The 22,587-nt window shown below is 55.8% G+C and carries 22 protein-coding genes and 1 other RNA gene; 7 read left to right on the plus strand and 16 right to left on the minus strand.

All coding sequences use genetic code 11. The features are described from left to right. The 5 genes from BSK21_RS07130 to acuI form a co-directional block, all read right to left on the minus strand. A complete protein-coding gene (locus BSK21_RS07130; protein WP_074038987.1) occupies nt 1–1,101 on the minus strand; it encodes an NUDIX domain-containing protein in 1,101 nt (366 codons plus the stop codon). After that, complete coding sequence (locus BSK21_RS07135; protein ID WP_067545330.1) at nt 1,101–1,544, minus strand: TrgA family protein; 444 nt, start codon at nt 1,542–1,544, stop codon at nt 1,101–1,103. Before BSK21_RS07135 ends, BSK21_RS07130 begins: the two co-directional genes overlap by 1 nt. 40 nt (nt 1,545–1,584) lie before the next feature. Beyond that, nucleotides 1,585–2,793, minus strand: coding sequence for a cyclopropane-fatty-acyl-phospholipid synthase family protein (locus BSK21_RS07140; RefSeq protein WP_067545334.1), 1,209 nt, complete (start codon nt 2,791–2,793; stop codon nt 1,585–1,587). A gap of 79 nt (nt 2,794–2,872) precedes the next feature. Further along, on the minus strand, nt 2,873–4,294 hold the full coding sequence (locus BSK21_RS07145; protein ID WP_067545337.1) for a deoxyribodipyrimidine photo-lyase: 1,422 nt from the start codon (nt 4,292–4,294) through the stop codon (nt 2,873–2,875). Nucleotides 4,295–4,344: 50 nt separating this feature from the next. Next, nucleotides 4,345–5,334 (minus strand): acryloyl-CoA reductase, encoded by a 990-nt coding sequence (gene acuI / locus BSK21_RS07150; RefSeq protein ID WP_067546548.1) that lies wholly within the window; start codon nt 5,332–5,334, stop codon nt 4,345–4,347. 88 nt (nt 5,335–5,422) lie between these two features. On the opposite strand from acuI, the gene ssrA reads away from it, so the two are divergent. Further along, nucleotides 5,423–5,776, plus strand: a transfer-messenger RNA (tmRNA) gene (ssrA, locus tag BSK21_RS07155). Nucleotides 5,777–5,782: 6 nt separating this feature from the next. Here ssrA and BSK21_RS07160 read toward each other — a convergent pair. Then, a complete protein-coding gene (locus BSK21_RS07160; protein ID WP_067545340.1) occupies nt 5,783–6,166 on the minus strand; it encodes a hypothetical protein in 384 nt (127 codons plus the stop codon). A gap of 139 nt (nt 6,167–6,305) precedes the next feature. Here BSK21_RS07160 and chrA point away from each other — a divergent pair, with 139 nt between their 5' ends. From chrA to BSK21_RS07185, 5 genes are all read left to right on the plus strand, one after another. Beyond that, the gene (chrA, locus tag BSK21_RS07165) at nt 6,306–7,547 is read left to right on the plus strand and encodes a chromate efflux transporter (protein WP_067545343.1); all 1,242 of its coding nucleotides are present in this window, start codon (nt 6,306–6,308) and stop codon (nt 7,545–7,547) included. A 64-nt stretch (nt 7,548–7,611) separates the two neighbouring features. Beyond that, nucleotides 7,612–8,082: an SspB family protein gene (locus tag BSK21_RS07170; RefSeq protein WP_197498061.1), complete on the plus strand. Its 471-nt coding sequence runs from the start codon at nt 7,612–7,614 to the stop codon at nt 8,080–8,082. A gap of 118 nt (nt 8,083–8,200) precedes the next feature. After that, complete coding sequence (gene fumC, locus BSK21_RS07175; protein WP_067545346.1) at nt 8,201–9,595, plus strand: class II fumarate hydratase; 1,395 nt, start codon at nt 8,201–8,203, stop codon at nt 9,593–9,595. A 97-nt stretch (nt 9,596–9,692) separates the two neighbouring features. Continuing rightward, nucleotides 9,693–9,872: a DUF4169 family protein gene (locus tag BSK21_RS07180; protein ID WP_067545349.1), complete on the plus strand. Its 180-nt coding sequence runs from the start codon at nt 9,693–9,695 to the stop codon at nt 9,870–9,872. Further along, nucleotides 9,869–10,087 (plus strand): ribbon-helix-helix domain-containing protein, encoded by a 219-nt coding sequence (locus BSK21_RS07185; RefSeq protein WP_067545352.1) that lies wholly within the window; start codon nt 9,869–9,871, stop codon nt 10,085–10,087. Before BSK21_RS07180 ends, BSK21_RS07185 begins: the two co-directional genes overlap by 4 nt. Here the strand turns inward: BSK21_RS07185 and BSK21_RS07190 are convergent. From BSK21_RS07190 to purC, 10 genes are all read right to left on the minus strand, one after another. Then, nucleotides 10,072–10,296 (minus strand): hypothetical protein, encoded by a 225-nt coding sequence (locus tag BSK21_RS07190; protein WP_156529495.1) that lies wholly within the window; start codon nt 10,294–10,296, stop codon nt 10,072–10,074. The genes BSK21_RS07185 and BSK21_RS07190 overlap by 16 nt on opposite strands. 173 nt (nt 10,297–10,469) lie before the next feature. Next, nucleotides 10,470–11,822, minus strand: coding sequence for a cytochrome P450 (locus tag BSK21_RS07195; protein ID WP_067545358.1), 1,353 nt, complete (start codon nt 11,820–11,822; stop codon nt 10,470–10,472). Next, complete coding sequence (locus tag BSK21_RS07200) at nt 11,819–13,060, minus strand: hypothetical protein (RefSeq protein WP_067545361.1); 1,242 nt, start codon at nt 13,058–13,060, stop codon at nt 11,819–11,821. The genes BSK21_RS07195 and BSK21_RS07200 overlap by 4 nt, the downstream gene beginning before the upstream one ends. Nucleotides 13,061–13,117: 57 nt before the next feature. Next, the gene (locus BSK21_RS07205; protein WP_156529512.1) at nt 13,118–13,873 is read right to left on the minus strand and encodes a cytochrome c biogenesis CcdA family protein; all 756 of its coding nucleotides are present in this window, start codon (nt 13,871–13,873) and stop codon (nt 13,118–13,120) included. Between the two features lie 144 nt (nt 13,874–14,017). Further along, on the minus strand, nt 14,018–16,816 hold the full coding sequence (locus tag BSK21_RS07210; protein WP_067545367.1) for a ribonuclease E/G: 2,799 nt from the start codon (nt 16,814–16,816) through the stop codon (nt 14,018–14,020). A 411-nt stretch (nt 16,817–17,227) separates the two neighbouring features. Continuing rightward, nucleotides 17,228–18,559 carry a sigma-54 dependent transcriptional regulator gene (locus BSK21_RS07215; RefSeq protein WP_067545370.1) on the minus strand — a complete coding sequence of 444 codons (1,332 nt, stop codon included), beginning with the start codon at nt 18,557–18,559 and terminating at the stop codon, nt 17,228–17,230. 6 nt (nt 18,560–18,565) lie between these two features. Continuing rightward, nucleotides 18,566–20,323, minus strand: coding sequence for an ATP-binding protein (locus tag BSK21_RS07220; RefSeq protein ID WP_067545374.1), 1,758 nt, complete (start codon nt 20,321–20,323; stop codon nt 18,566–18,568). A 35-nt stretch (nt 20,324–20,358) separates the two neighbouring features. Beyond that, nucleotides 20,359–21,024, minus strand: coding sequence for a phosphoribosylformylglycinamidine synthase subunit PurQ (gene purQ / locus BSK21_RS07225; RefSeq protein WP_067545377.1), 666 nt, complete (start codon nt 21,022–21,024; stop codon nt 20,359–20,361). Next, nucleotides 21,024–21,254: a phosphoribosylformylglycinamidine synthase subunit PurS gene (gene purS, locus BSK21_RS07230; protein ID WP_067545380.1), complete on the minus strand. Its 231-nt coding sequence runs from the start codon at nt 21,252–21,254 to the stop codon at nt 21,024–21,026. The genes purQ and purS overlap by 1 nt, the downstream gene beginning before the upstream one ends. Before the next feature lie 15 nt (nt 21,255–21,269). Next, complete coding sequence (gene purC / locus BSK21_RS07235; protein ID WP_067545383.1) at nt 21,270–22,031, minus strand: phosphoribosylaminoimidazolesuccinocarboxamide synthase; 762 nt, start codon at nt 22,029–22,031, stop codon at nt 21,270–21,272. A 195-nt stretch (nt 22,032–22,226) separates the two neighbouring features. On the opposite strand from purC, the gene BSK21_RS07240 reads away from it, so the two are divergent. After that, nucleotides 22,227–22,541: a DUF1476 domain-containing protein gene (locus BSK21_RS07240; protein WP_067545386.1), complete on the plus strand. Its 315-nt coding sequence runs from the start codon at nt 22,227–22,229 to the stop codon at nt 22,539–22,541. Nucleotides 22,542–22,587: the final 46 nt, after the last annotated feature.

A 22,587-nucleotide genomic window follows, 5' to 3' on the forward strand; every position in this document is an offset into this window, starting at 1 on the left:
TCAAGCCAGTGCAGCGATCTCAGAGCGGTTTCGGTCAAGCCAGTATAACATCATGATCAAAGGCAGAACTGTGATTTCGCCACTGTCCACCAAACCCAACGCCCGTTCGCGATCCAGAAGGTGAAGGCGAATATCTTCCGCTTCAGTATCAAGCCCGCCCAAACGCGGTAAATCATCGGGCAAATCGCAAATGCCGATGTAGCAATAGAAAAATTCCGTGCAATTCCCTGGGGTTGGGTAGGCATTTGCCACAGGGAGCAGCTCACCAATGGTCAAACCCGCCTCTTCGACGGCTTCGCGGCGCGCAGCGTCCTCGGGTGTTTCGTAGTCATCCACGATGCCAGCGACGGGCTCTAGCATCCACGGATTCCCGTCTTTGCGGAAAAACGGACCCGTGCGGAACTGTTCCGTCAAAAGCACCCGATCCCGCACGGGATCATACGGCAAAACCAGTGAGGCGTCGAAGCCGACTGTGGTTTCCCGCGCTATTGGCTCCGAAAGCAGACCATCAAACGTCTCGCGCTCAAGGTCTACGCCGCGGAATTTATAGAAGTCACCAGACAGCACGCGGTTCTTCACAATTGCCGAATGGCCCGCCGCGCGACGCACTTCGTTCGGTCCCGTTTCGCGCCCTGCCCGCACATGAGCCGCCGCTCTCGCCCGTATGGGCTTCCACTGTTGACGAAGGGCCTCACCGCTAAGTGGCGGCGAATGAAGCGCAATTTCTGCGGCCGCCATACGCGACACATCGCCGTCTTGCTGTTCCCACGTCTCGAGCGACCAAAGCTCACCACTCGCAACATTCGGAAGGTCCGCGAAATATACGCCCGCTTTGATCCCGTCGATCACGACGGATCCACGGCTGTAGTCCCAAGGCAGTTCATAGGCGTCCAGACGCTCCATCTGCGCCTCAGACAACCCACGCCAAAGCACGCCCTTTGACAATTCACCAACGGCAGGCACCAACATCGGCACCGTTGTGCCTGCGACCCGTTCAACGCGGTAATCAGGCAAAACCGTTTCGGTCGGTGTTCCACCCTCGCCCGCGATCAGGTGGAACAACCGTGGATCGCGAAGCGATCCGAAAACGAACAAATCCATCAGGAATCCATTTTATCAGCGATAAATTCAGTCACGATCCCAATCACAATCGATCCCGCTAACAAGATCGCAATAATTGTCGGCTTTGCGAGTAAAACTGCGAGGTCGAAAGATATCCCGATCCCCGACATCATCGCTTGCATCAGCCCATTATATCGGAGCTCTGCCGACCGCAGCAGCATCTGGGTAAATCCATGCAGCGCCAAGGTGCAAAACACGATAGCGACAAGGGCCGTTACCCCGTTGCTGATCCCGCTCATTGTGCCCAACCCCGCACGACCGCCCGCGATCCGCCATCCAAGGATCAAGGCGATGCCGCCATTGAATTCCGTAAAATACCAAGGCGTCAGGCCAAACGGAAACAAAGGCACCATCAGGAAGGAGGCCCCAATAAAGAGCGCCGCAAATCCAATCGCGCCGACGAGTTTTGCAAAAGTGGGCATAGACACCGGTCCTTTTGAACATCGGTGCCTATTCACGCGCTCAGGTCGGGCGCGACACCGTTATCTGGGTCACGTCGCAGTTTCCGCTATGGAATGTTCCCGCGCAAGAGGATAGATACAAATTCCACATTCGCCGAAAACGATCATCGAACCCCAACGCAGCAATTTGGTTCCATCGTTCATTGAATACGTCTGACCAGCGCCGCAAGGTTTGGCTGTAGCTTTCGCCAAATTCGATTGAGCCATCGACGCACATACCCGACTTTTCTACCTCTTTCCGCAGCACAGAAGGGCTTGGCAGCATCCCACCCGGGAAAATGTATTTCTGGATGAAATCAACGCCCTTGCGATACACCTCAAACCGACGATCCTGTACGGTGATGATCTGCAGCGTTGCCTTTGCCCCCGGCTTCAGACATTTGCGAACCGTTTCGAAATAAACGGGCCAATATTTCTCTCCAACCGCTTCGAACATCTCAATGCTTGCGATGCCATCATAGGTGCCCGTTTCATCTCGGTAGTCTTGCATCTTAAATGTAACGCGATCAGAAAGCCCTGCTTTTTCAATACGCTCACGCGCGTAATTCAACTGTTCCTTACTGATAGTAAGACCCGTAACGTTCAGACCACGTTCCTTGGCTGCGTATTCAGCGAACCCGCCCCAACCACATCCAATCTCAAGCACATGATCGCCCTCTTTAACGCCCATTGCGTCAACCATCGCCGCGTATTTCTGAATTTGCGCAGCCTCAAGACTTTCCTGACCGGTTTTGAAATAGGCCGACGAATATGTCATTGTATCATCAAGCCATAAGCCATAGAAATCATTACCCAAATCGTAGTGATAACTGATGTTCTTTTTGGCCTGTCGTTTCGAATTCGACTGCAGCCAGAACCGCAGTTTTTCATAGGCGCGCACCAAACCCTGACCAGGGAAACCGTCGAAAACCTCGTCTTCGGCGTCGTGCACAAAATCCATAAAGGTCATCAGGTCAGGCGTATCCCACCATCCTTCCATGTAGGATTCCATAAACCCAAGGTCGCCTTCGCGGATCAATCGCGCAAAGATATCCTTATTGTGAATAGTGATCGCTGTGACATAGCCCGCTGATTTACCTTCGGCACGAAACACGCGGCCATCGGGGAGCTCGATATCGATCCGACCGCGTGGAATATTGCACAGGATGTCAAAGACCGGACCAAAATAGCGCGGAAGATTGGATTGCCCTTTGGTGCTGGTCAGTATCATTTGTTTCCCCATATTAACGGAACTTTGCCCGAATTATTTGTTATCTTATGTAGGGTTACGCACATCTGACCAGAATGGATTATTTTTCTCGTGCAGAATATGCATCCAACGCTCGCGCGCGCCCCTGTTCCAAGGAAACAACTGATTCAGGGTAGTTCATATGAGCTGAAAGCCCCCAACTCAGTGGGACAGCCTCGAAATAACTCAGAGCCGTTTCCGTCGGTGTCGCATAACGTTCAGCGATCCAGCGCTTACGATAAATCCGGTCCCCATCGAACTTCTCAAGCTGGGTCTCAGGGTTAAAGATACGGAAATACGGCGCGGCGTCTGGTCCCGACCCTGCCGTCCATTGCCACCCCATCGCATTCGACGCCGGATCCCAATCGGTGAGGCAATCCTCAAACCATTTCATCCCGATTTTCCAGTGGGTCATCAGGTGTTTGGTCAGATAAGACGCCACAATCATGCGAGAGCGATTATGCATCGTGCCCGTGACATACATTTCGCGCATTGCCGCGTCGACAAAAGGTTCACCTGTCCGACCCTGCTTCCAAGCGACAACCTCGGGCGCGTCCTCATCCGTATTCCATGGGAACGCATCCCATTCAGGACGCCAATTTGACTCAAGAATATGTGGTGTGTGGTGCATGAGGTGATAGGCGAATTCACGCCAAACAACTTCTTTTAAAAAGTGCTCGGCGCCCACCGCGCCGCCCTCCATCGCCCGCAAGCCAGCGTGCCAGAGAGCACGAGGCGCGATCTCGCCATAGGTGAGGTTTTCGGACAAACGCGACGTGGACTCAACCGCAGGAAAATCCCGCTTGGCTTTGTAATCATTGATCCGATGTTCAATAAAATCATCCAACCGCGCGGTAGCTGCCTTTTCACCAATCGCCTGATGGGCGGTCACAACATCGGTTCCTCGACGCATAGCGGCACTTAGGTTCCAATCCTCCAGTCGATCCGACGCTGGCCAAGCCTCTGGTGCTGGGATGGTTTCGGGCGCGGGCAGACACGGAGCAACGGGCCGATCCCGCACGGCTTTCCACATTGGCGAATAGACGCGGTAATATCCGCCATCCTTTGTCGAAACCGTCCATGGTTCGAACAACAGATGGCCCGCGAAACTTTGCGCATCGATGCCCTGATCTTTTAGCGTAGATTTGATCGCCGTATCCCGCGCTTTGCAGGCGGGATCGTAGAGACGCGACCAATAGACCGCAGCCGCGCCCGTCTCTGCAATCAATTGCTGAAGGACATCCAATGCGGCCCCACGGCGCAGGATCAAACGGCTCCCGATCCCGGCAAGCTGATCCGCCAAAGCCCCAACAGATTGACCCCAACGCATCTTTGGCGCTGCACCTGTTCCATCCACAATGTCATCGCAAATAAAGACAGGAATGATCGGACGCCCCGTCTCACACGCCGCGGTAAGTGCTTCGTGATCGGCAAGCCGCAGGTCACGGCGGAACCAAAGGAGGATTGGGCGCTGGTCAGTCATGCATAGTCCTATTTAACAATTGCAGCGAAACTAGCGCCCTCCCTCAAAGGTCAAGCGTTTACGTCAACGACAACACGCCCTTTGACTTGCCCCTTGAGGATATCGGCCCCCAAGGTTGGCAGATCAGACAGGGTTGCGGGCTGAATCATCGCTTCAAGCTTGTCCATAGGCAGATCAGTTGAGACCCGCTGCCATGCCCGCAGACGATTGTCGTAGGGCTGCATCACACTATCTATGCCCAAGAGGTTCACCCCCCGCAGCAAGAATGGAACAACAGTCGCAGGCAACGCCGCGCCGCCAGCGAGGCCAACCGCCGCAACGCTTGCACCGTATTTCATTTGACCCAGCACACGCGCCAACATCGCGCCGCCGACAGCGTCAACACAGCCTGCCCAAGTTTCTGCCTCAAGCGGGCGCTTGACCGTTTCGGCGATTTCTTCACGGGCGACGATACGGGTCGCCCCGAGGTCGCGCAGGTATTCTTCGGTCTCTGGACGCCCCGTCACGGCAGCCACTTGATACCCTAAATGCGCCAAAATTGCCGTCGCAACAGACCCAACACCACCAGCAGCGCCCGTGACCAAAACCTCACCTTTTTCGGGGGTTAGACCATGATCCTCAAGCGCCAAAATAGCGAGCATTGCGGTAAACCCTGCGGTCCCCACCGCCATTGACTGTCGTGTGCTCAGGCCTTCTGGCAGCGGTACCAGCCAATCGCCATTGACGCGCGCCTTTTGCGCGTAACCGCCCCAATGGACCTCTCCCACGCGCCAGCCCGTCAAAACAACCTTATCGCCCACCGAATAGCGCGGATCGTCAGAAGCTTCGACCGTGCCAGCGAAATCAATACCTGGCACATGCGGATAATTCCGAACAAGCCCACCCCCTGATCCAAGGCACAGCCCGTCTTTGTAATTCACAGTCGAATAATCCACTGCAACCGTCACATTGCCCTCCGGCAAACGGTCGGTGCTGATATCCTGAACTGACGCACTGGTAGCGCCTGCTTCGTCTTTGTCGACGATCAATGCCTTAAACATGGTCTCTCCCTCATATGTTTCAACCAAGGATAGCGACACGCGCAGCGCCGTCAAACGCAACCCGTCCATCCCGAACATTTACGCGAAGCTACTTGAGTTCGCCAAAGTCAGAACCTATATTCAAAGTGTCTCTTCGGGGACTATGGACATAAACGCGCTCGTAATAAGCGGATCGGACCCGGGGGCGGTACCCGGCGACTCCACCAAACATCCTTCATTTGGGGATCATGGGGTCGAAATAGGATCGACGAACGTCTAAAGGGGTTATGCTTTGTCTCGGTGAGATACCACCGTTATCGGTTCAAACTGTACAATTGCAAATGACAATCGTGCTCCGGCAATGGCTCTGGCTGCGTAAGCAGTTCGGGTCGCCGAAATTAAGTCCTGACGCTTAGCAGCCTCAGGCGGGGTTCGGAGGTACCTGGCAACAGAAACCTCCACTTCATCCTTAACATTTGTTGACCGTTGAAACTGCCATGACGGAGCCGTTTGGCTCTGGCTTCCAGATCAGTTCGATGGTCGCGCCGCTCTGAATCAAAAGGCGCATACGGCGGTAATTGCAGACGGTTGCCTGCACCATGCTTTCCGAAGGGGCGATGTGCGTAATTTCAACGGACAGTTTCAGGCCCGTCACACGCGTCGATGCCACGATATCGGTAGAGTCCCATGGCAAATATCCTTCGGCCTCAAGCTGCTTTGCCTGATCAATGAGCGCCAACTGCAACTCAACAGCCTGTCGGTCGGGATTACCAAAGAGACCCAATGATTTAGCGCCCATGTATCCCAAAACGGACAACACGAGGATCGCAACGGCCCCTAACAGTTTTTCCATCCCGTGACCCCTTATGATAGTCTCTTCTCAGGATACCTATAAATAACGACAATGAAACGAAAAGTTGTAGTGGATGAAGATTTAACGACGACCGTGGGAATGAATTGCAAAGAGCCGAAAACAATGGCCAATTGCCGCCATGACACAGCTCTCTGACCTCGTCCGCATCTTCGGCCGCATTGGCCTTTTGTCCTTTGGCGGCCCTGCGGCGCAGATCGCTTTGATGCACCGCGAACTGGTCCAAGAACGCCCGTGGCTATCCGAGGCAGAGTTCCTCCGTGCCCTGTCCTTTTGCATGCTCCTCCCCGGCCCCGAGGCAATGCAGCTCGCCACCTATGCGGGCTGGAAGCAGCGCGGCATTGTCGGTGGACTCATCGGCGGCGGACTCTTTGTCCTACCGGGTGCAATTGTGATCATGGCACTGGCGCTGCTCTACGGCCAATTCGGCGAGTTGAATTGGGTGCAAGCGGTCTTCCTTGGCGTCAAAGCTACGGTCGTCGTGATCGTGATCCAAGCCATCTTTCGTCTGTCCAAAAAAGCACTGAAACTGAAGTTACATTGGCTCTTGGCAGTGGGGGCCTTCGTTAGCCTTTACGTCTTCGCCCTGCCCTTTCCGCTCGTGATCGCCGTAGCCGCGATAATCGGCGGCGCGTTCTGCGCAACATCAGAGGACGCCCCAAAGGTTTCGATCAACTGGCGCACCCCCTTCATGGTCGTTTTGATCGGAGGCATCCTCTGGGGCCTCCCAATCCTCTTGGTGGGTGACGGCCTCCTGCGCGACATCGGCGTGTTCTTCTCCAAACTCGCCGTTGTGACCTTTGGCGGAGCCTACGCCGTTCTGGCCTATATGACCCAAGATGTCGTCGCAAATTACGGCTGGCTTTCGACCTCTCAAATGATGGACGCCTTGGGGCTTGCCGAAACCACGCCCGGTCCACTGATCCTTGTGACCCAATTCGTGGCGATCGTTGCTGGCACCAATGCAGGGCTATCGGGCATCGCAGCAGGGTTAATGGCGCTCTGGGTTACGTTTGTTCCCTGCTTCATATGGATTTTCGCAGGGGCACCGCTGATCGACTGGCTCGCGTCGCGGCCTCGTCTATCTTCCGCCCTCGCTGGTGTAACGGCCTCTGTTGTCGGTGTTATTGCCAACTTGTCTGTCTGGTTCGCGCTGCACTTGTTCTTTGGTTCGACACAAGCCATCACCTTTGGCCCAGCCCAATTCATCCTGCCTAAGGCCGCATCACTCGACCCAATCGCTCTCGGCCTCGCGATCTTTGCGGGATTTTTTCTGCTCCGTAAATCCTACGGTTTACCAATGGTGCTTGGCCTCACGGGCGGCGCCAGTTGGCTTGTGCAATTTGTCATAGCGGCAACGTGACTATCCCTCTTTTATCCCGCTCCGAATCCCGTATGTTGGGGGTAACAGGGCGAAAGGAACGACCGTGAGCCAGAAGATCGACTACGGCAATCTTATGCACGAGGCTATGCGTGGCCTCATTCAAAAAGTATTGGCCCGCGTCGCGGACGAAGGTCTGCCCGGACAGCACCATTTCTTTATCACCTTTGACACGATGCACCCCGATGTCGAACTGGCCGATTGGCTGTCGGATCGGTACCCAGGCGAAATGACCATCGTGTTGGAACATTGGTTCGACGCCCTGACCGTCACCGACGAAGGGTTTAGCGTCACGCTGAACTTTGGTGATAATCCAGAACCCATCTACATTCCCTACGATGCGATCCGCACCTTCGTAGACCCATCCGTTGAGTTCGGACTCCGCTTTGAAACCCAAGAAGACGACTTCGACGACGAGGATGACGACGACGAAGCGCCGATGGTCGAAATGGCCGAAGAAGAACCGAAGCCCCGCAAAGAGGCCGAAGTCGTCAGTCTGGACCAATTCCGCAAGTAAGCTGCGGCAATTCGTTTGCCTTGATAGCGATAACAAGGCGGTATGCATCTGTATACTGCATTGATTTCCCGTGCGCATGGGGTATGACAAGCCCCAAGTCGTAACAGGGAGAGTCCAGATGACCGCAACCCGCACCGAAACCGACAGCTTCGGCCCGCTTGAAGTCCCCGCAGACAAATACTGGGGCGCACAGACCCAGCGTTCGATCATGAATTTCCCAATCGGTTGGGAACGTCAGCCCGTGCCGGTGATCCGCGCACTCGGCGTGATCAAAAAAGCTGCAGCAATCGTCAACGAAGGCTTTGGCGATCTGGACGCAACCCTATCCAAAGCGATCCAAGAGGCCGCGACCGAAGTGATCGAAGGCAAATTCGACGACAACTTCCCGCTCGTTGTTTGGCAGACAGGCTCTGGCACCCAGTCGAACATGAACGCGAACGAGGTCATTTCGAACCGTGCAATTGAGATCCTCGGCGGTCAACTTGCATCGAAATCGCCTGTTCACCCGAACGATCACTGCAACATGGGTCAATCGTCCAACGACACCTTCCCGACTGCGATGCACGTCGCTATCGGCATGCACACACGTGACGTTCTGCTTCCGGGTCTGCGCAAACTGCACGCTGCTCTGGCTGCGAAGTCGGAAGAGTTCAAAGACATCATCAAAATTGGCCGCACCCACACACAGGATGCGACCCCTCTGACCCTTGGTCAGGAATTTGGTGGCTACGCCCATCAGGTGGCCCAAGGCATCAAACGCGTTGAGATGTGCCTGCCAGACATCTACGAACTGGCACAGGGCGGCACCGCTGTAGGCACTGGTCTGAACACACGCGTTGGCTTTGCTGAAAAAGTTGCAGCAGAAATCGCGAACATCACTGGCCTGCCCTTCGTCACGGCTCCGAACAAATTCGAAGCACTGGCAGCACACGACGCAATGGTCATGTTCTCGGGCGCTCTGAAAACCGTTGCTGGATCGCTCTTCAAGATCGCAAACGACATGCGCCTCTTGGGCTCTGGCCCGCGTTCGGGTCTAGGTGAACTGATCCTGCCCGAAAATGAACCGGGTTCGTCGATCATGCCGGGTAAAGTGAACCCGACCCAAGCCGAAGCGCTGACCATGGTCTGCGCCCACGTCATGGGCAACGACGCAGCGATTGGTTTCGCGGGTTCGCAAGGTCACTTTGAACTCAACGTCTACAACCCGATGATGTCCTACAACGTTCTGCAGTCGATTCAGCTGCTCGGTGATGCGGCTTCGGCCTTCACCGACAACATGGTTGTTGGCACGCAGGCAAACGTTGCACGTATCGACAAACTGATGAAAGAGTCGCTGATGCTCGTCACAGCACTCGCGCCGACCATCGGTTACGATAACGCAACCAAGGTTGCGAAAACCGCACACAAGAACGGAACCACCCTCAAAGAAGAAGCCATCGCGCTCGGCTTTGTTGATGCCGAGACGTTTGATCGGATTGTGCGTCCAGAAGACATGATCGGCCCGAAAGGCTAATCAAACGGGCCGCCCTTCGGGGCGGCCTTTTTCTTTCCCTCTTGGCAGGGATACACGCTTTGCGATACTCCAGCCTTCCAACATTTGGAGTCGCAAGATGAGTGACATCATCAACCTAAACAAAGCCCGCAAACAAAAGACACGCGCCGAAGAAAAAGCGCAGGCCGATGCGTATGCTGTTAAATTTGGCCGCACCAAAGCGGAACGTTTGTTAACGGCAGCGCGGGAAGAAAAAGCGCGCCAGCGGCTCGATCAGCAGAAGTTCGAGGACGAATGACCACACGGCCCGAAAAACATTCTCTGACACTTCAGGGACACCGCACATCGGTGTCTCTCGAACCCGAGTTTTGGGCAGCCTTCACAAAAGCTGCCAAAGAGGACGGAAAAGCGATCAACGAACTTGCCGTTGAAATCGACGAGGCTCGTGGCGACGTTGGCCTCGCCTCAGCGATCCGCGTTTGGATCCTGAAACGTCTTCAGTCCGACGCGTAAAGCGACGCACGCACCCGTGCGAGATCTTGTAATTCACGAAGTTCGGATTCGAGGATTTGCGCATAGGGCGCACGTTTACGTTCGCGCAGCACCTCTTGCGGAGTTTGACGAACAGGACGCGAAAAACGCCCCCGCAACATCAAGCCCTTTACCCGATCCAAGGACTGACGGAGCCCACCGTCAGTAGTAGAAAAGTCAATCATAGCCATACCGACACCCATTCGGCTTAGCCCCCGATGACCTTTAGTATATAATTAAATCTGACCAGCTGGCTGTAAGTGCAAATAGCCACTAAACCACAGGGTTATTGTCACATTAAGCTACTGAAAAAGATACATAAACTTTCAGAACTTTTTATTATCCGTTCGGGTAATTCAGCGATCTATCCGCGTTTCCACAGTCGCAGCCATATACCTTGAGATGACCGAACAGTGAGGTGCGCAACTGGAACGGGTTCACGATTCTCATCTGGCTCAATGACAAAGTTCCGCAGAATCAACGATAGCAACATCGGCCCTTCGACCATGGCAAAGCCCGCGCCCGTGCAAACGCGGCTCCCTGCGGAAAACGGAATATAGGCGTCGCGTTGGCACTGTTTTCCGTTGTCCGTACCCCACCGTGCCGGATCGAATTCGTCAGGCCGTTCCCAGAACCGTTCATGCCGATGAAGATGCCACGGTGACAAAACAATCTGCGATCCCGATTTCACATCGCGTCCACGGAAAGCCTCGGGACAAGTGGTTTCGCGCACCATCATCGGCACAGGCGGATAGAGCCGCAGCGCCTCGCGGAACACATCCCGCGACAATTTCAAACGCGACACTGAGCTGAAATCAGACGTAAGCGCCTTGGCCTCTTCGGCCAGACGATCCTGCCACTCTGGATTGGTCGCCAACAGGTACAGCGTCCATGCCAACGCAGAAGCGCTCGTCTCATGCCCCGCAAGGAAAAAGATCGCGACCTGATCAATCATCTCGTCCACATCGAACCGGTCCCCTGTTTCGGGGTCGGTGGTGGTCATGATCTTGGTCGCCAAATCGTCTGGCGCGGTGCCTGCCTCAATCGCGGCCAGACGTTCGGTGGTCAGATCACCGATCAGATTTCGAATGACGCCTGCCGTCCGTTTGGTTTCCGACCGAAAGAACCGCGGCATCCATTTCGGCCCTCGGATAAACGCCGCGAGGTTCAGGATTGGCTGGCTGCGCTGATGCGCTTTGAACTCTGAGAACACAGCCGAAGCCGTTTCGTGTTCAATCGGGATAGAAAACAAAGTGCGGAAAATCACATCGGCTGCGGCATGGCTCGTCTCGGCCTCGATCTCTATCGGGGTGCCATCGGCATGGGCCGAAAGGCGTGCCACAGCGGCCTCACCTGCCTCCCACATCGCAGGATAGGTGTCACGCAAACGACCGCCCTCAAAGGCGGGATCAATGATGCGGCGTTGACGTTTCCATGTTTCGCCATTGGTCAGAAACACCGAGTTACCAAGGAGCGGCCTTAGCCCCGCACCAATGCGGTCGCTCTTCGGGAAATCGTCGGGCCGCTCTTTCAGAACCTGCCGCACCAATTCGGGATCATTGCAGAGGTAGCTGCGGAAAAACGGCGTCTTAAACTCAGCCATCCACGCCCGATAGAGCCGTGCAGGTTGTGCGCTGAGAATGTCCTCACGAAAGAGCTTGAGATACCGCCAGAGCGACACCTTGTCTGCGCGAGCCTTGGGCTTGGGCGGGATCATGGAGCCACCGATCTGTAACGCGATGCAGCAGTAACCTTGCGGCTCCGCGATGGCGGGCGTCCCTCGTATCGGTCGCCAAGCGTCAGAGGCCCAGCTGTAATCTGGAAATAGTCGTAGTCTTTGGGCCGATCAAAGGCGCAAAGATATTGGAAATGAAGCCGAAAGAACCGCCACCGCAATTCGCTCCACCGTTCTGCCGACAAGGACTGCGTAAAGGCCGCCGACATCACCAGTGGCCATTTTTGACCCTCTGGTGCGACACCCGTCACCCCGACAGGATCACAAAGCGCAAATGCGCAGCCATCCCCCGGTGCGGTCACATCGACCCATGTCAGTTCTTCACGCGTCGACAGATAGGCTAAATCCGCCCGCAACCGCCACGCATCGCGTAGGAAGCTCACCATCGGGACGACTTGACCGAGCGAGAGGAAGGATAGTTTCGCCCCTTGTTCGGGCACACGACCATCACGGATCAGATCGGACAAGATCGAGACAGCGAGATGCGCACCAGAAGAATGACCGACAACCAGAACTTCATCATAGCCTTCGTCAAATGCGGCAGCGATCTGGTCCCCGAAATCCGCCATCCGTGTCTCTAGTTCGGGCGGATTGGCACCTTTCCAACGGGCCGAATAGGCGTAATCGTGCATAAGGTAATAGGCAAAGAGCTTCCCGTCTTTCGATTTGAAGAACTGGAGACATTGGACCGCGCTCACTGCACCGACACCCAAACCAACCACAGTTCCAATCCAGACAGGCAAATCGATCAAAGTCGCGCCGAACGCGGCTGCCTGACCCAGCAACGCGCCGATTCCCACGGCCACGGCCAACTGCAACAGCAGCATCCCGACGGGATAAAGTGCTGCAATCACAGGCCCCTTGCGCAGGCGCATCAAACGAAACAGCGCACCCGTCGCGATATATTCCCACGCCGTGCGCACCAACTGGCCGTAGGTCGCGGGAATGCTCTGCGACATCGAATTACGCACGATATCGGACCACACCAGAACATCGACATCGGCGTCAACGCCCTGCCCGTCGATGTTCGCTGTGACGTGCCACCCATAAGCACCGCCCGTCGTTTTTGGCTTGAGCGCGATCTCATAGCCCGACACGCGGGCCTGAACTGCGCTTTCTTTGCGGTAAAGTTCACGGTAGCGGCGCGGATGAATCGGATCGTAGCCGGGGATGTAGAACACCCGACGCCGTTTCACCTGTCTCTCGGTCGTTTCCGTCATGCGCTATTCCGCGACTGTTTAAATCAGCCTAACGCGGAATTTAGGCAAGAGTAAGTCCTAGCCGATGGTGCCGAGCACGGGGAAGGTATCCAACAGCCAGCCCGACAACATCGCGAACCGTCCTGTAAGCAGCAGAAGCCCAATCACGACCAGCAGTGCGCCGGAAACCTTTTCGATCACGCCCATATTGCGTTTCATCCACGCCATCGGCCCTTTGAGACGCGGGAAGAAAATCGCAATCAGCAGGAACGGTATCCCGAGCCCCGCTGCATAAGTGCCCAAGAGGATCGAGCCACGGGCGGCTTGGGTTTCTTGGGCGGCTAGGGTCAGGATCGTAGACAAAATAGGGCCAAGGCACGGCGTCCAACCAAAGGCAAAAGCGAGGCCCAAAAGATAGGCTCCAAAGGCAGAGCCGCCCTGATCCTTCACCTCAATCCGCGCTTCTTTCATCAGAAATGGGATGCGGAACACGCCCATGAAATGCAGACCAAAGAGGATCACCAGCGCGCCTGCGACATAGTTTACCCACTCGATCACCGACCAATAAAGCCGCCCAATCGTGGACATCCCATATCCAAGGAATACGAAAACAGTCGACAGACCGAGGACAAAGAACACAGCGGCGAGGATCACCCTGCCCCGCGCTGATGCAGACCCATCCATGTCAGAGACCGTCACCCCTCCCATATAGGCAAGATACGGCGCCGCAACGGGCAGCACACAAGGGCTGAGGAACGACAATAGACCCGCGAACAAGGCAACACCCATGGCCGTCAAAAGCCCTGCATCCATCACAATCTGCGTTGAGAGTATTTCGCCCATGTCGTTTGGCCCTTTGATCTTTGCCCTTCGATACCGTGCCAGACAGCGCGCGTCACCCCCGATGTCCTGCGCTGATCGTCACAGTTTAGCGAAGCGCTGAAAGAAAAGGCCGCCCCGAAGGACGGCCTGATCAATTTAGCGACCCAGTGACCACCAACCGCGGCGTTTGGGTTTATCGTCTTTTGGCTCTTCCGCCTGTGCCGGAGGAGCAGCAGGCGTAGGCTCAGGTTCCGCCGCAGGCGCTGGCTCAGGCTCTGCCACTGGTTCAGGTGCAGGTGCTGCAACCTCAACCGGAACTTCAACAGGTGCCTCAGGTGCAGCCTCTACGACAGGCTCCGCGACCACCTCAGCAGGCGCTTCAACAGCCTCGGCCTTTGCAACGGGTTTCTTACGAGCACGTGGAGCGCGTTTCGGCTTCGGTGCTTCCTCAACCTCATCCGTTGGTGCAGCCTCTTCCGCTTTGCCCTCTTCTGCTTTCGCAGCGGGTTTCTTGCGGGTGCGCGTGCGTTTCGGCTTCGGCGCTTCCTCAGCAGGAGCCTCTGGAGCCTCAGCCTCGGTCGTAGCAGCTTCACCTTCAACGGCCTCAGCGGCAGCGGCAGGTTTGCGGCGCGAACGCGTGCGTTTCGGTTTCGGTGCTTCTACAGGTGCGTCAGCATCGACCTCAGCTGCAGGTTCTGCAGCCTCAGCCTCGGGCGCATCGCCCTCTGCATCCGCATCACCACCTTCGGCCTCGTCACCAGACTCGGACGACTGCTCGCCCTCACCCTGACCAGGCTTCTTCCGGCGACGACGACGGCGGCGGCGTTTCTTCGGCTTATCATCGCCGTCACCTTCGCCCTCAGCAGTCTCTGCATCAGACGCATCCACATCTGCTTCATCCTCATCGAGGATTTCCGCATCTTCGATATCGTCCTCAAGATCGTCGATCACAACGCTCGACGCGGACACAACAGGTGCGGCTTCTGGAACAATACGGGTTGCTGTCTTGAACTTCTCAATCGCGAAATCAGGCGAAACCAGCGTCGGGTCACATTCAATACGAACAGCCATACCGTAAGTGGCTTCAATCGCAGCGATATGTTCGCGCTTCTGGTTCATCAAGTAGTTTGCAATCGCAATCGGAGCGCGGACCAGAACCTCTTTGGAACGGCCACGAACGCCTTCTTCTTCCAACTGACGCAGGATCGAGAGAGCGACGTTGTCATCCGAACGCAGCAGACCTGTGCCGTGGCAATGCGGGCAAGGCTGTGTTGTCGCCTCGAGCATACCTGGACGCAGGCGCTGACGCGACATTTCCAAAAGACCAAAGCCCGAGATGCGACCCACTTGGATGCGGGCGCGATCGGTTTTCAGCTTGTCCTTGAGGCGCTTTTCAACGGCAGTGTTGTTCTTGCGCTCGTCCATATCGATAAAGTCGATGACGATCAGACCCGCGAGGTCGCGCAGACGCATCTGACGCGCAACTTCATCCGCTGCTTCAAGGTTGGTTTTCAGCGCTGTCTGTTCGATCGACCCTTCTTTGGTCGCGCGGCCAGAGTTCACGTCGATCGCAACCAGAGCCTCAGTGACACCGATCACGATATAACCGCCCGAAGGAAGCTGAACGGTCGGGTTGAACATACCAGCGAGGTAACCCTCAACCTGATAGCGCGCAAAGAGCGGCAGCTGGTCGTTATAGGGTTTCACGTTCTTAGAATGCGACGGCATGATCATTTTCATGAAATCTTTTGCCGTGCGGTAACCCGCATCACCCGCAACGATCACTTCATCGATCTCTTTGGAATAGAGGTCGCGGATCGTGCGTTTGATAAGGTCACCCTCTTCGTAGATCTTCGCCGGCGCTGTCGATTGCAGCGTCAGTTCGCGGATCTGTTCCCACAGGCGCTGCAGGTATTCGTAGTCGCGCTTGATCTCAGCCTTTGTACGCTGAGAGCCCGCAGTGCGAATGATCAGGCCTGCACCATCAGGCACATCCATCTCGGTCGCGATTTCTTTGAGCTTCTTGCGGTCGACGGCATTGGTGATTTTGCGGCTGATGCCACCACCACGCGCCGTGTTCGGCATGAGAACACAGTAACGGCCAGCGAGCGACAGATAGGTCGTTAGAGCAGCACCTTTGTTGCCGCGTTCTTCTTTTACCACTTGGATCAAAAGGATCTGACGAACCTTGATCACTTCTTGGATTTTGTAACGCTTAGGACGCGGTTTCCGAGTCGGACGCACGTCTTCGTGGTCGTCTTCGTTAGCGACGGACTCGATGTTGTTATCCGCTTCGTCCTCGTCTTCGTCGTCAGCTTCGTCCTCGGAGATTTCTTCCGAAACCTCTTCAGCGGCCTCATCCTGAGTGTCCTCAGCGGCAACCTCTTCGGTCTGTGCAACCTCTTCGACCAAAGGAGCCTCAGCAGCCGTGTCATCCTCTGGCTCTTCAACCGGCGTTTCAGCGACGGTTTCCATCGGGCTTAGGCCCTCTTGGTCGTCGTCCTCACCCAGATCGATGGTTTCCATCCCCTTGGGTTCTGCCTCAACGTCCTTCGTCGCGATTAGATCGTCCGACTTGGCCGCAGCAGGTTTCGACCGCGACCGACGGCGACGGTTAACCTTTTTCGGCTTGTCTTCGTCCTCGTCCTCAGCGGCGAGGCTCTCTGCATAAGCACGCTCTTCGGCGAGCAGAGCTTCGCGGTCAGCGACCGGGATCTGATAGTAGTCCGGATGGATTTCCGAGAACGCAAGGAAACCGTGCCGATTACCACCGTAATCGACAAAAGCCGCCTGAAGCGACGGTTCGACGCGCGTTACTTTTGCGAGATAGATATTACCAGCAAGCTGGCGTTTTGACTGACTTTCAAAGTCGAATTCCTCAACTTTGTTGCCGTCTACCACCACGACGCGGGTTTCTTCCGCGTGGGTGGCATCGATGAGCATTTTCTTTGCCATGTTTTCCAATTGCACGACGCAATGCCGCCCTACCCGGGGGCGCGGCGGAAATGTAGTCGTGTCTGTCAGGGGCGAAACGGGCGCGGCAAGCAGAGAGGCCCCTTGGGGCCGTCAATCGTCTGCCTGTGTCCAGCGCGCGTTGCATCGCGGTTCTTCCTCAGCGCCCTTTTCGGGCGCCCGTTATAAGCCCGGCGCGTCCGATAAACTCGCGCTGCCAGGGCATCCTATCGACCCATTTCGGGGCCAAATACACATCTGTCGGAGACCGAGTCTGTGACCCTTGTGTCTGAGACAGTGAATCTTTCCGGTGTCGGCCGCGCCTTTGCGGACGCCATCACGTAACGACTACATAAGACTGGCTGGGGATAAAATACAATGGTCAATGTGTTAACCAGCCAAATCAAAGGCCAATTACAGGTAATCGGACCGCTGTAGGTTATATTTCGCCATCTTTTCGTTGAGCGTACGACGCGGCAGGCACAGTTCGTCCATGACTGCCACGATCGACCCTTTATGGCGGCGCATCGTGTTATCGATCAGCATCCGCTCGAAGGCTTCTACAAACTCTTTCAACGGTTTGCCCTCGGTTGTCATGGTCGGTGGCTGTTCGTCGCTATCCGCCATCAACAAGGACGCAATCGTTCCTGACCCACGGCGGGACTGTAGAACCGCGCGCTCTGCGACATTCGTCAACTGGCGCACGTTCCCCGGCCAAGGCGCTTGAAGCAACTGCGCCGCCTCTTGCGCAGACACTTGCGGCGTGTCGCAGCCGTATTCATCGGCGAACTGTTCCGCATAAGTCGTAAAGATCGAAAGAATGTCCTCACCCCGCGCTCGCAGCGGCGGCACAGTGATGCGCAGCGCGGCCAGTCGGTAAAATAGGTCCGATCGCAACTCGCTTTCGCAGGTTTTATCCTGTTCCTGCAGGTTACAGATCGCAATGATCCGCGTTTCAGCAGGCGTGCCCTGCTCATTGATCGCTGTCATCAAACGCGACTGATGCGACGGGCTGAGCGCTTCAATATCTTCGAGGACCAATGTCCCGCCACGCGCCTCTTCCATCGCTGGGATCGGCTCGTCTTCATTCGCAGGCCCAAACAGGCGGCGGGTCAGACTGTCCTCATCAAAAGCGCCACAGGACAGGATCACGAATTTCTTCGATGCCCGCGCACTCACGGCATGGAGAGCGTGAGCGATCAGCGTTTTCCCGGTGCCCGTTTCGCCTTCGATCAATACATGCCCATCAGCTTGTCCAAGGTCGAGGATATCCTCACGCAGACGCTCCATCGCAGGCGAGGTGCCGATCAGTTTTTGCATCAAAGACGTTGGGTCCGACAGTTCCTTGCGCAGCATCCGTGCATCCAAGGTCACACGCCGCGCATTGGTCGCCTTTTTCGCAAGCTCGGTCATCCGATCGGGGTTGAACGGCTTCTCAAGAAAATCAAAAGCCCCGATCCGCATCGCCTCGACCGCCATAGGAACATCACCGTGGCCTGTGATCATGATAACGGGAAGAGTGCTATCCAAGCCCTTGATCTTACGCAGAAACTGCATCCCATCCATACCGGGCATCTTAATGTCACTGACCACAATACCGGGGTAATCCGAAGTCAGAACCTTCAGCGCATCTTCGGCACAGGCGTAGGTTTCTGTGTCAAAACCCGACAAGGCCAACCATTGGCTGATCGACTGGCGCATGTCCTTTTCATCGTCCACAACGGCAATTTTCATGGCTTTTGTCATATGCGTTTACTCCGCTGCTTCAACGTCACTGGCCAAGACCGGCAAGGTCATTTCAAAGACCGCCCCACCTTTTGCGCCATTACGCGCGGTGAGGCGACCCCCGAGGTCAGTCACAATTCCTGACGAAATCGCGAGGCCGAGCCCCACACCGTCACCCGGCTGTTTCGTCGTGTAAAATGGTTCGAACAGGGCATCGAGGTCTTCGATCCCTGCCCCGTTATCGCGCACGATCAAACGTACGGCGTCTGTCACGGTCAATGTGACCTCAACGGACGGATCATCGACACCTTTCGTTGCGTCGAGCGCGTTGCGCAACAGGTTGATGATCACCTGCTCAAGGCGCAGCCGATCCCCAAAGATCAACGCAGGATTGGATGGCAAGGTCCGCGTGATCGCAACCTTTCGCGTTTTCAATTGCGGTTCCATCATCGACAGAGCGGTCGACACCGCGTCGCGCACATCCACCTCTTCAAAGGCATCTTTGCCTTTGCGGGCATAGGATTTCAGCTGTTTGGTGATCGCACCCATCCGATCGATCAGATCGTCAATCCGCCCAAATGACGACAGTGCCTCGTCCGCGCGTTTACGCTGCAACAACAACCGTGCGCCTGCCAGATAGGTTTTCATCGCGGCTAGTGGTTGGTTCAACTCGTGGCTCACCGCTGCGGACATTTCACCCAAAGCCGCCAATTTCGATGACTGCGCCAGTGATTGCTCTGCGACTTCTAGTGTCTTTTCGACCTTCTGACGTTCTGCAATCTCGCGTTGGAGCCGCAAGTTCAACGCCCGCAATTCAGCCGATTCCCGCTGGAAAAACACAACGCGGTTTGCCGATTTGCGCGAAGACACCCAGAACGCCAAGGCCAAGAGGATCGCAAAGCCCATGATTTCGAGGGCGAGTACCCCATTCACCTTTTCCCGCACGGAATCATAGGTGGTGAAACTGACCATCCGCCAGCCTTGGAACGGGACGCGGGTTTCACGGCGCAACACGGCCTCGCCACGCAAGTAAGCGTCAATCGGAACGACAGTCCAATCGCGTGTGGCCTCGAACGCACGATCAATGGCAGATGCGGGCGATTGACGGGCCAAGGCTTGCTCTTCCACCAATCCACGCCAGCGCGGTTCGGTCGATAGAATGATCGTCCCCTCGCTATCGGCCACGAACACCGCGTCCGAAATGCTTGCCCAACTGCGCTCGAGTTTTTGCAAATCAACAGCAACAGTCATCACGCCCAAGGTGCCGCTCGGATCGTCCATCTTGCGTGAGTAAACGAACGAGAACCCGCCCGATTCAGTGCGCACAGTCGTAAAGATCGTCGCGTTCGACCGCAGTGCATTGATGTAATACGGTGCGTTACGGTGGTTTTCGCCCAAACGGTTTCGGTCAGTCGCAGCAACCGTGCGCCCATCTTTGTCCAACAGCATCAAAGACGCCGCGCCGATCTCATCGACAAAGGATAACAATCGCTGGGTCGATAGAGAGTATTCCGCCGCCGACAATGCACGCAGCAACTCTGGGTCGCGGGCCAGCAGTTGCGGCACGATAGAGTTACGCTGAAGTTCGGAAATCAGGTTCCCGACATAAAGCGTCATACGCACTTCGGCCCTATTGCGGGTCGATTCCGTAAAACGCTCTGTCAGGAAAACATTGGTGACATAGACCACCGCGATCGCAATTGCGACGAACAGACCGAACGCCAGCCGATTAAGCCAACGACGGATCTTTACTCTCTCAGCACGGTTCACGGTCTTTGCACCCATGGGGCGATGTTACGCTCGCCCCACGGAAGGCTCAATCAGGCGAGGACCAACTGGTCCAGCATAGAGCGGAAAAGCGCCTGTCCATCGGTGCCACCATGGTTGGCGTCGATGGCACGTTCGGGGTGCGGCATCATACCCAGAACACGGCGGTTTTCGGACAGAACACCAGCGATATTCTCGCGAGCGCCGTTTACGTTCTCGGTGTAGGTGAACGCGATACGGTCCTGATCACGCAACGCAGCAAGGGTTTCGTCGTCGCAATAGTAGTTACCATCGTGGTGAGCGACAGGAATATTGACGATCTGACCCTTGGTGTAACCAGAGGTGAACGCGCTATCGGTTGTCTCAACGGTCAGGCCAACAGTGCGGCAGACGAATTTAAGACCCGCGTTGCGCATCAGCGCGCCCGGCAGCAAACGGGTTTCGGTCAGAACCTGAAAACCGTTGCAAACACCCAGAGCGTAACCGCCGGCGTGGACGTGATCGACCAAGCCCTGGCAGACAGGCGATTGTGCCGCAATCGCGCCACAGCGCAGGTAGTCACCGAACGAGAAACCGCCCGGAACAGCGACCAGATCAACTTTGGGCAGGCTGGCGTCTTTGTGCCAAACCACCGAGACATCGAAACCGGACTTTTCCAGCGCGACCGCCATATCACGGTCGCAGTTGGAACCCGGGAACTGGAGGACAGCAGCCTTCATTAGGACAGCTCCACCGTGTAGCTTTCGATCACGGTATTCGCGAGGAGCTTTTCACACATCTCTTTGACTGTGGCCTCTGTGGTCCCGTCAGCAAGATCGAGCTCGATCACTTTACCTTGGCGGACACCTTCGACGCCGGCAAAACCAAGCGCACCCAGAGCATGGCGAACAGCCTCACCTTGGGGGTCCAGAACGCCATTTTTCAGCATGACATGCACACGAGCTTTCATCGGGCGATATCCTTTTTAGTTAATCATCGTTGGCTTGGTCGTGTGGGTGACGTTCGTGGGCAGAACCCCCAAACGACGTGCCACTTCGGTATAAGCATCGGTAAGGTTGCCCAGATCGCGACGGAATACGTCTTTGTCGAGCTTCGCACCTGTTTCGACATCCCACAGACGGCAGCTATCAGGGCTGATTTCATCAGCAACCACCAAACGCGGGTATTCATTTTCCCAGACCCGACCAAATTCGATTTTGAAGTCGATCAGACGGATACCAACGCCGTGCATTACACCTGCGAGGAAATCGTTGACACGCAGAGCGGTCGAAACGATCTCGTCCAGCTCTTGCTGGGTCGCCCAGCCGAACGCTGCGATGTATTCTTCGGGAACCAGCGGATCGCCAAGAGCGTCGTCTTTGTAAGAGAACTCAACAATCGGACGCGGCAGTTGGGTGCCCTCTTCGAGGCCCAGACGTTTCGCCATAGATCCGGCCGCAAAGTTACGCACAATCACCTCGAGCGGTACAATCTCGGCCTGACGGCAGAGTTGTTCACGCATATTGAGGCGTTTGATGAAGTGCGTCGGAATCCCTACCGCCTGAAGGCCAGTCATAAAAAACTCTGACAGGCGGTTGTTCAACACGCCTTTACCGTCGATCACAGCCTTTTTCTCTGCGTTGAATGCAGTGGCATCGTCCTTAAAATACTGAACAATCGTGCCCGGTTCTGGGCCTTCATACAGAATCTTAGCTTTGCCTTCGTAGATCTTTTTGCGCCGCGCCATGCACGTCCCCTCGTCTGGCTGCGCTTTCCGCAGCGTGAGTCATGGGCTGCGTATAGGGCAAGCCCCTCGAAGCTGCAAGAATTGCAAGCGCAAACCGCTATGCGAATTTGCGAAAGCTCAAAATAGGGAAATCTTGTCCTGACTAACGTGGACCACCACATAGAATGCAGAGCACCATAGCAAAGGGAGGTCCCCATGAGCACTTTTGATGATCGCGAGAAGGCATTCGAAGATAAGTTCGCCCATGATGCTGAAATGCAGTTCAAGGCCGAAGCCCGACGAAACAAGCTTTTGGGACTTTGGGCGGCAGAGCTTTTGGGTAAATCAGGTGAAGACGCAAATGCCTACGCCGCCGAGGTCGTCAAAGCCGATCTTCAGGAATCTGGGGACGAAGATGTCTATCGCAAAGTCGCGGCCGATCTGGGTGACAAAGCCGACGAGGCCACGATACGCGCAAAAATGCGCGACCTCCGCGCTGTCGCCAAAGATCAACTGATGACCGAAAACTAACCCAAAAACGGGCGCGAAAAACAACCGCGCCCGTCGATGAAATACA

Origin of the sequence: Marivivens sp. JLT3646 (assembly GCF_001908835.1) — a bacterium.
GTDB lineage: Bacteria > Pseudomonadota > Alphaproteobacteria > Rhodobacterales > Rhodobacteraceae > Marivivens > Marivivens geojensis.

Bases quoted from the DNA above. Each gene is read 5' to 3' on its own strand.
- BSK21_RS07130 (WP_074038987.1), bottom strand. From the start codon at position 1,101: ATGGATTTGTTCGTTTTCGGATCGCTTCGCGATCCACGGTTGTTCCAC.
- BSK21_RS07135 (WP_067545330.1), bottom strand. From the start codon at position 1,544: ATGCCCACTTTTGCAAAACTCGTCGGCGCGATTGGATTTGCGGCGCTC.
- BSK21_RS07140 (WP_067545334.1), bottom strand. From the start codon at position 2,793: ATGATACTGACCAGCACCAAAGGGCAATCCAATCTTCCGCGCTATTTT.
- BSK21_RS07145 (WP_067545337.1), bottom strand. From the start codon at position 4,294: ATGACTGACCAGCGCCCAATCCTCCTTTGGTTCCGCCGTGACCTGCGG.
- acuI (WP_067546548.1), bottom strand. From the start codon at position 5,334: ATGTTTAAGGCATTGATCGTCGACAAAGACGAAGCAGGCGCTACCAGT.
- BSK21_RS07160 (WP_067545340.1), bottom strand. From the start codon at position 6,166: ATGGAAAAACTGTTAGGGGCCGTTGCGATCCTCGTGTTGTCCGTTTTG.
- chrA (WP_067545343.1), top strand. From the start codon at position 6,306: ATGACACAGCTCTCTGACCTCGTCCGCATCTTCGGCCGCATTGGCCTT.
- fumC (WP_067545346.1), top strand. From the start codon at position 8,201: ATGACCGCAACCCGCACCGAAACCGACAGCTTCGGCCCGCTTGAAGTC.
- BSK21_RS07180 (WP_067545349.1), top strand. From the start codon at position 9,693: ATGAGTGACATCATCAACCTAAACAAAGCCCGCAAACAAAAGACACGC.
- BSK21_RS07185 (WP_067545352.1), top strand. From the start codon at position 9,869: ATGACCACACGGCCCGAAAAACATTCTCTGACACTTCAGGGACACCGC.
- BSK21_RS07190 (WP_156529495.1), bottom strand. From the start codon at position 10,296: ATGGCTATGATTGACTTTTCTACTACTGACGGTGGGCTCCGTCAGTCC.
- BSK21_RS07195 (WP_067545358.1), bottom strand. From the start codon at position 11,822: ATGATCCCGCCCAAGCCCAAGGCTCGCGCAGACAAGGTGTCGCTCTGG.
- BSK21_RS07200 (WP_067545361.1), bottom strand. From the start codon at position 13,060: ATGACGGAAACGACCGAGAGACAGGTGAAACGGCGTCGGGTGTTCTAC.
- BSK21_RS07210 (WP_067545367.1), bottom strand. From the start codon at position 16,816: ATGGCAAAGAAAATGCTCATCGATGCCACCCACGCGGAAGAAACCCGC.
- BSK21_RS07215 (WP_067545370.1), bottom strand. From the start codon at position 18,559: ATGACAAAAGCCATGAAAATTGCCGTTGTGGACGATGAAAAGGACATG.
- BSK21_RS07220 (WP_067545374.1), bottom strand. From the start codon at position 20,323: ATGGGTGCAAAGACCGTGAACCGTGCTGAGAGAGTAAAGATCCGTCGT.
- purQ (WP_067545377.1), bottom strand. From the start codon at position 21,024: ATGAAGGCTGCTGTCCTCCAGTTCCCGGGTTCCAACTGCGACCGTGAT.
- purS (WP_067545380.1), bottom strand. From the start codon at position 21,254: ATGAAAGCTCGTGTGCATGTCATGCTGAAAAATGGCGTTCTGGACCCC.
- purC (WP_067545383.1), bottom strand. From the start codon at position 22,031: ATGGCGCGGCGCAAAAAGATCTACGAAGGCAAAGCTAAGATTCTGTAT.
- BSK21_RS07240 (WP_067545386.1), top strand. From the start codon at position 22,227: ATGAGCACTTTTGATGATCGCGAGAAGGCATTCGAAGATAAGTTCGCC.